Below are 7,671 nucleotides of genomic sequence, written 5' to 3'. Positions count from 1 at the left end.
CGCACGGCTGGCCCCGGTGGCCGCCCCGACCCTGCCCGCGCCCCGACGGGGCCGCGCAGCCGTACGGGCCGAGTTCGGCGTCGCCGCCGACCAGCCGCTGATCCTGTCCGTCGGCCGGCTCCACCCACAGAAGCGGTACGACCTGCTCGTCGACGTCGCTGCCCGGTGGCGTGACCTCGACCCGCCGCCGGTCGTGGTGATCGCCGGCAGTGGCCCGAGCTACCTGCAACTGGCCGCCCGGATCTCCACGGCTCGGGCGCCGATCACCCTGCTCGGCCACCGTACCGACGTCGCGGACCTGCTCTGCGGTGCCGACCTGGCGGTGGTGACCAGTGACTGGGAGGCTCGTCAACTGTTCGCCCAGGAGGCGATGCGGGCCGGCGTGCCGCTGGTGACCACCGCCGTCGGAGGGCTGCCCGATCTGGTCGGCGACGCGGCGGTACTGGTGCCGTCCGGTGACGTCGATGCGATCGACCAGGCGGTACGGGACCTGCTGGCCGACGACGGACGTCGCGCGGACCTGGCCAGCCGGGCAGCGGCCCAGGCCGCTACCTGGCCGACCGAGACGGACACCGTCGCCTCGGTCACCGCCATCTACGCCGAACTCGTGCCACAGCCACGGGATGCCCCAACCGGGTCCGACCGGTCGTCGGGTGACGACCCGGCGGACCGGGACCGACCCCCGGGCGGTGACCCGGGTGACCATGACGGGCCGCCGACCGCGGATCGGGAGACCGGATCGTCGGCGGGGCGCGGCTGATGCTGCGCCGACTGGTACCCGTCCTGCTGACCGTGACGGTCGTGGCGGTTGGTCTGGCGGCCCTGGCGATCCGTCCGGCCACCGGAGCCTCGCAGGACACCGCCGACCATGTGGTGGTGGTCGGCGTGGCGGGACTGCGCTGGGAGGACGTCACCGAGGAGGCGACTCCGACACTGTGGCAGCTGGCGGAACGCGGTTCCATCGGGTCGCTGTCGGTGCGTTCGGCCCGCCAGCCCACCTGCCCGGCCGATGGTTGGCTGACGCTCGGCGCCGGAAACTACGCCGCCTGGAACGACGATCCGGTCGTCGGGCGATGCCCGGATCTGAAGATCGCGGTCGAGCAGCCGGACCGGATCGGTGCCAACGTGCCCGGGCAGCGTTCCGCCGGACGGCACAACAAGGAGAAGCTGCCCTGGGGAGCGGTGCCCGGAGCGCTGGCCGAGTCGGTCCGGTGCACGGTTGCGGTCGGCCCGGGGGCGGCGGTGGCCGCAGCACGACCGTTCGGGCGGGTCGACCGGTACGAGCAGCAGTTGCCGGCGGACCCCAGGCAGTTGCTGTCCTCCTGTGCGTTGAGCATCCTGGACCTCGGATCGGTGGTCGGGGAGGATCCGGCGGTACGGGCGGCGTCGGCGAAGGTCGCCGATGCCGAACTGGCCCGGGTACTGGCGGCCCGACCGGAACGTTCGCTGGTGCTCGTCGCCGGCGTCTCCGACACCGACGACGTGTCCCGACTGCACGTGGCCGTCGCCGACGGGCCGGGCTGGGAACGTGCCTGGTTGACCTCCGGCAGCACCGGGCGGGACGGTTACATCCAACTCATCGACCTCGCCCCCACGGTGTTGGCCGCGCTCGGCCGACCGATGCCCGAGCGGCTCTTCATCGGCCAACCAGCGACAGCGGTCGAGGGTCGACCGGCGAACCTGCCCGCCGCCGTGACCGAACCGGCCGACGCCGACCGGGAGGTCCACGCGCAGCGGCGGGTGACCGTCTGGTTCTTCGGGCTGTTGGCCGGGTTCCAGTTCCTGCTGGCGTTGGCGGTCCTGCCGCTGCTGCGGCGGGCCCGCCGACACGCGGGGCCCACCGGCCCGGAGCCGGTGTCCCGGCGGGTGGTGGCGGTGGTGGAGATGCTGCTCGTCGCCGCAGCCATGGCGATTCCCGCCGCGCTGCTGGCGGACATCGTGCCCTGGTGGCGGGGTGACCACGCCGGCCTCTACTTCGGCGGGGTGACCGTGCTGCTGCTGGCCGCAGCCACGGCCGGAGTCCGACTGAGCCGGGGCTACGCCGGGACGCTCGGACCGGTGGGCGTCGTCGCCGGGCTGGCCGCCCTCGCCGTCGGAGCCGACGTGGTGACCGGTGCCCGCCTCCAGCTCAACGGGGTCACCGGCTACTCGGCGTTGGCCGGCGGCCGGTACACCGGTCTCGGTGTGGTGGGCCTGGGTGTGTTCATCGCCGGCACCCTGCTGTTCGCCGGCTGGTTGGCGCAGCGGGTCCGACGCAGCCGACGACCGGCCGTGATGGTGCTGGTCGGTGGCGTGGGCGTCATCCTCGTGGGAAGCCCCTACCTCGGCGGTGACCTGGTGGGCGCGGTTGCCCTGACCGCCGGGGTCAGCGCCGCCGCGGTGATGAGCACCGGCGGCTGGTTGACCTTCGGCCGGCTGGCGGGTGCGACCGTCGCCGGGCTGGCGGTGACCGTCGGGTTCGCGGTGCTCGACCTGAGCCAGCCCGAAGCGGAACGGGGCAGCCTGGGCCGTTTCGTCGGTGCGCTCGGGGACGGTACGAGCGGCCTGACCGTGCACCGGTCCGGGGCATCCAGCCTGCAGACCCTCTTCGGTAGCCCACTGACCGTGATAGCGCTGGTCGGCATACTGCTGGTGTGGTTCGCCCTGTTACGACCATGGGGCGGCCTGAAGCGGCTCTTCGGCATCTATCCCGCCATGCGGGCTGCGATGACCGGCATCACCGTGGCCTCGTTGATCGGCGGACTGCTCGGCGGCTCGGCGCTGAACGTGGCCGGCGCGGCAGCCACGCTGGCCATCCCGATGGCGGCGCTGGCCGCACTGCGGGTGCTCGACCATGCCACCGACCGCACCCGCCCGGCCGAACCCTCGGCGGTGCCGGTGGCGACCCCTGTCGGGGCCGGTGAGGAGACGGCCGATGGCACCGGTAGCGGACCTGCGAAGGTACCGGCGGCCCGGCCCGCGCCGGCGGACGAGGGGATCGGCACCGACCCGCTGACGTCGTCCACCGAGGTGACGGCCACCTGACCGACGGTGTGCCGGTACGGGCGGACCTACGGGTGCGGCCCGTGGCCCGGTGGCCGGAGGTGTTACCGTGGAGTCCCGTGGATCGCGTGATCATTTCCTTGATCGGCACGTCGGTCTGCACGACCGCAACGGACGACCACGGGAGCAGGCGTTGGCCCCTTCAGCACGGACGACCAGGCATATTTTCGTCACCGGAGGCGTCGCCTCCTCGCTGGGTAAGGGCCTGACCGCCTCCAGCCTCGGAAATCTGCTCACCGCACGCGGCCTACGGGTCGTGATGCAGAAACTCGACCCGTACCTCAATGTCGACCCGGGCACGATGAACCCGTTCCAGCACGGTGAGGTCTTCGTCACCGAGGACGGCGCCGAGACCGACCTCGACGTCGGCCACTACGAACGGTTCCTCGACCGGGCACTGTCGGGCAAGGCGAACGTCACCACCGGGCAGATCTACTCGGACGTCATCGCCAAGGAACGGCGGGGGGAGTACCTGGGCGACACCGTCCAGGTGATTCCCCACATCACCAACGAGATCAAGGCCCGGATCCGGTCGATGGGCGACCCCGACGAGGACGGCCGTACGCCCGACGTGGTGATCACCGAGGTCGGCGGCACGGTCGGCGACATCGAGTCGCTGCCGTTCCTGGAGGCGATCCGGCAGGTCCGCCACGACATCGGCCGGGACAACTGCTTCTACCTGCACGTCTCGCTGGTGCCGTACCTGGCACCGTCGGGTGAGCTGAAGACCAAGCCGACCCAGCACTCGGTGGCGGCGCTGCGCAACATCGGCATCCAGCCGGACGCGATCGTGTGCCGGTCGGACCGGGAGATCCCCGACCAGCTCAAGCACAAGCTGTCGCTCTACTGCGACGTCGACCGGGAGGCGGTCATCGCCGCCCCGGACGCGCCGAGCATCTACGACATCCCGAAGGTGCTGCACCGGGAAGGGCTGGACGCCTACGTCGTACGCCGGCTGGGGCTGTCCTTCCGTGACGTCGACTGGAACAGCTGGGACGACCTGCTGGAGCGGGTGCACCATCCGATCCACACGGTCCGGGTCGCCGTCGTCGGCAAGTACGTCGACCTGCCCGACGCGTACCTGTCGGTGAGCGAGGCGATCCGGGCGGCCGGGTTCGGCCACCGGGCCCGGGTGCAACTGCACTGGGTGCCCAGCGACGACTGCGTCACCCCTGCCGGTGCGGCTGCCGCCCTGGCCGGCGTCGACGGTGTCGTGATCCCCGGTGGCTTCGGGGTACGTGGCATCGAAGGCAAGATCGGGGCAGCCCGGTACGCCCGGGAGAACGGCGTACCGATCCTCGGCCTCTGCCTCGGTCTGCAGTGCATGACCATCGAGGTGGCGCGGAGCCTGGCCGGCCTGGCGGACGCCAACTCGCTGGAGTTCGACGAGAAGGCCGGACACCCGGTCATCGCCACCATGGCCGACCAGGAGGACATCGTCGCGGGCCGGGGCGACCTGGGCGGGACGATGCGGCTCGGGGCGTACCCGGCCCGGCTGGCCGAGGGGTCGATCGTGGCCGAGGCGTACGGCGAGACCGAGGTCAGCGAGCGGCACCGGCACCGGTACGAGGTGAACAACGCCTACCGGGACGCGCTGAGCAAGGCGGGGCTGCGGTTCTCCGGCACCTCCCCGGACGGCCGGTTGGTGGAGTTCATCGAGCTGGATCGGGAACTGCACCCGTTCTTCGTGGCGACCCAGGCGCATCCGGAGCTCAAGAGCCGTCCCACCCGGCCGCATCCGCTGTTCGCGGCCTTCGTGAAGGCGGTCGTCGCGTACTCGGCGGCGGACAAGCTGCCGGTCGACCTGGATCCGTCCGCCGCGTCGGAGCTGCCGGCCGGTGCGGAGCCGGCCGCGTCGGCGGACGAGGCCCCGACCAGGGCTGCCGGACGCGGTGGGGCGTCGTCCCGGTCGACGAAGGCGCGGTCGTCGTCGTGAGCGGGCGGACGGGCGGGCACGTCTACCAGGTCCGGTCCCGGCAGGACCGGTTCACCGGGGCGATCTTCTCGGTGGTGACCGACGAGGTCACCATGCCGGGTGGTGGCGTGGCGGCCCGTGACTTCGTACGTCATGTCGGTGCCGTGGCCGTCGTCGCCCTCGACGACCAGGGGCGGGTGGTGCTGATCAGGCAGTACCGGCATCCGCTCGGCCGGGTCATCTGGGAACTGCCCGCCGGGCTGATCGACGTCGAGGCGGAGGCGCTGTCGGCGGCGGCGCTGCGGGAGTTGGCCGAGGAGGTCGACCTGACCGCCGGCCGGCTGGACCTGCTGGTCGACCTGCACACCTCGCCCGGTTGGTCGGACGAGGTGGTCCGGGTCTTCCTGGCCCGCGACCTGGCCGAGGTGCCGTCCGGGCAGCGGCATGAGCGCCGCAACGAGGAGGCCGACCTGGAACTGGTCCGCGTCGACCTCGACGAGGCGGTGTCGATGGCAATGGCAGGCGAGATCACCAACGCGGCCTGCGTGGCAGGTGTGCTGGCCGCGGCGCGGGCCCGGGAGACCGGGTTCTCGTCGTTGCGACCGGCCGATGCCCCGCTGACGGGCTGAGGCTGGCAACGCCCGGTCACTGGCCGGGGTTCAGCGGGTGTGGACGAGGATGGACGTGGAAGGGGCCCGGCGGCGTACCGCCGGGCCCCTTCCGGTTGGAGATGATGGATCAGTCGCGCAGCGGTCGGCCCTGGCCGTCCACCCCGCCCTTCACCAGGATCAGGATTCCGTCGATGAGTCCCCACAGGCTTCCGGCGCCGCAGGTGATCAGCGTTACGACGAGCTGGAGAACACCGATCTTGGTGTCACCGATGTAGAAGCGGCCGATGCCGAAACCGCCAAGGAAGATGCCGAGGAGTCCGGCAACGAGCTTGCTCTTGTCCGAGACGCCGGCAGCGCCCGGGTATTGAGGAGTGGTCATGAGTGGCCACCCTAATGATCCAATAGCCTTCTGTCTGGCGACCCGCCCGAGTAGTGGGCGATTGAACGTGAATATTAACCTTCCGGCCAATGTTCGATCGGGTTCCTGGTCGATTCGGCGGGGGCTGACACATCGTCAGGGCAGGCCGTTACTCGTTGTCATTGTGGCGGCTTTCTGAGCCGTTCAGCGGACCTAGACTGCGGCCCTGGGACTGATACGGACCGCATCGGCGACGGGGCCGATGTGCGCCGAGAAGTCGGAGAGAGGTGGCTGCATCGTGAAGGTCGGAATACCACGCGAGGTCAAGAATCATGAATACCGCGTGGCGATCACCCCGGCGGGCGTGAACGAGTTCATCCGCAGCGGTCACCAGGTCTTCGTCGAGTCCGGCGCGGGCACCGGCTCGAGCATCACCGATGAGGAGTTCGCCGCCGCCGGGGCGACCGTACTGTCCACTGCGGACGAGGTCTGGGCCGCCGCCGACCTGGTCCTGAAGGTGAAGGAGCCGATCGTCGAGGAGTACCACCGGATGCGTTCCGGTCAGGTGCTCTTCACCTACCTGCACCTCGCCGCGTCCAAGGAGTGCACCGACGCGCTGATCGACCGGAAGGTCACCGGGATCGCGTACGAGACGGTGGAGACCGCCGATCGGAGCCTGCCGCTGCTGGCGCCGATGTCCGAGGTCGCCGGCCGGTTGGCCGCACAGGTCGGGGCGTACCACCTGATGCGGCCGGGCGGAGGCCGCGGCGTGCTGATGGGCGGGGTGCCGGGGGTGTACGGCGCCAAGACCGTCGTCATCGGCGCCGGCGTCTCCGGCATGAACGCGGCGGCGATCGCCCTGGGCCTACAGGCCGAGGTGCTGCTGCTGGACAAGAACGTCAACCGGCTGCGCCAGGCCGATGCCATCTACCGTGGGCACCTGAAGACCGTGGCGTCCAACGCGTACGAGATCGAGCGCGCGGTGCTCGACGCGGACCTGGTCATCGGCGCGGTTCTCGTGCCGGGCGCGAAGGCACCGACGCTGATCTCCAACGAGTTGGTCTCCCGGATGAAGCCCGGCAGCGTGCTGGTCGACATCTCCATCGACCAGGGAGGTTGCTTCGAGGACTCCCGTCCCACCACCCACGCCGACCCGGTCTACCCGGTGCACAACTCCCTCTTCTACTGTGTAGCCAACATGCCCGGTGCGGTGCCGCACACCAGCACCTACGCGTTGACCAACGTCACGCTGCCGTACGCGCTGGAGTTGGCCAACCACGGCTGGCGGGAGGCGCTGCGCCGGGACCGGGCGCTGGCGCTGGGGCTGAACACCCATGACGGGCAGATCACCTACGGCCCCGTCGCCGAGGCGCACGGCATGAGCAGCATCCCGCTGGAGGAAGTACTCCACTGAGCGGCGGCGGATCCTCGTAGGAAGAGGCGATGACGCAGGACGGGACGACAGACTCGGGGCAGCAGCCGCCAGGTCGGGCCGGTGACGGGCAGCACGAGCCGTCGCCGGCCCTGCTGCGGGCCGTACGCGACTACCTCGACCACCTGACCGTCGAACGCGGACTGTCGACGAACACGCTCTCGTCGTACCGTCGGGACCTGGACCGGTACCTGGAGACCCTGGCCGCCGACGGGGTCGACGACCTCGCCGCCGTCGCGTCGGTCGACGTCTCCGGGCACCTGGCCCGGCTGCGGGCCGGCGACGACCGGCACCCACCGCTGTCGGCGGCGTC

Annotated in this window: 6 protein-coding genes and 1 pseudogene; 6 read left to right on the top strand and 1 reads right to left on the bottom strand. The window is 71.0% G+C overall.

Annotation, left to right across the window (positions count from 1 at the left end):
- From ACFQ4H_RS34265 to ACFQ4H_RS34250, 4 genes and pseudogenes are all read left to right on the top strand, one after another.
- A pseudogene (locus ACFQ4H_RS34265) lies at positions 1-643 on the top strand (glycosyltransferase family 4 protein); the annotation flags it as partial.
- A 116-nt stretch (positions 644-759) separates the two neighbouring features.
- On the top strand, positions 760-3,024 hold the full coding sequence (locus ACFQ4H_RS34260; RefSeq protein WP_377579348.1) for a hypothetical protein: 2,265 nt from the start codon (positions 760-762) through the stop codon (positions 3,022-3,024).
- A 151-nt stretch (positions 3,025-3,175) separates the two neighbouring features.
- Positions 3,176-4,978: a CTP synthase gene (locus tag ACFQ4H_RS34255; RefSeq protein ID WP_377579352.1), complete on the top strand. Its 1,803-nt coding sequence runs from the start codon at positions 3,176-3,178 to the stop codon at positions 4,976-4,978.
- Entirely contained in the window at positions 4,975-5,586 is a 612-nt protein-coding gene (locus ACFQ4H_RS34250; RefSeq protein WP_377579346.1) for an NUDIX domain-containing protein, read from the top strand. Before ACFQ4H_RS34255 ends, ACFQ4H_RS34250 begins: the two co-directional genes overlap by 4 nt.
- 109 nt (positions 5,587-5,695) lie before the next feature.
- Here ACFQ4H_RS34250 and ACFQ4H_RS34245 read toward each other — a convergent pair whose 3' ends face one another.
- Entirely contained in the window at positions 5,696-6,022 is a 327-nt protein-coding gene (locus ACFQ4H_RS34245; protein ID WP_377579350.1) for an NINE protein, read from the bottom strand.
- A 202-nt stretch (positions 6,023-6,224) separates the two neighbouring features.
- Here ACFQ4H_RS34245 and ald point away from each other — a divergent pair, with 202 nt between their 5' ends.
- Positions 6,225-7,340, top strand: a complete 1,116-nt coding sequence (gene ald / locus ACFQ4H_RS34240) for an alanine dehydrogenase (protein ID WP_377579344.1) — start codon at positions 6,225-6,227, stop codon at positions 7,338-7,340.
- A 29-nt stretch (positions 7,341-7,369) separates the two neighbouring features.
- Positions 7,370-7,671 (top strand): site-specific integrase (locus ACFQ4H_RS34235; protein ID WP_377579342.1); only part of this gene is annotated, 302 nt, incomplete at its 3' end.

The organism is Micromonospora sonneratiae, from assembly GCF_042679305.1.
In the GTDB taxonomy this organism is placed as follows: Bacteria; Actinomycetota; Actinomycetes; order Mycobacteriales; family Micromonosporaceae; genus Micromonospora_H; species Micromonospora_H sonneratiae.
The sequence above is the reverse complement of the archived record's forward strand: the minus strand, read 5'-3'. Positions and strand labels throughout refer to the sequence as shown.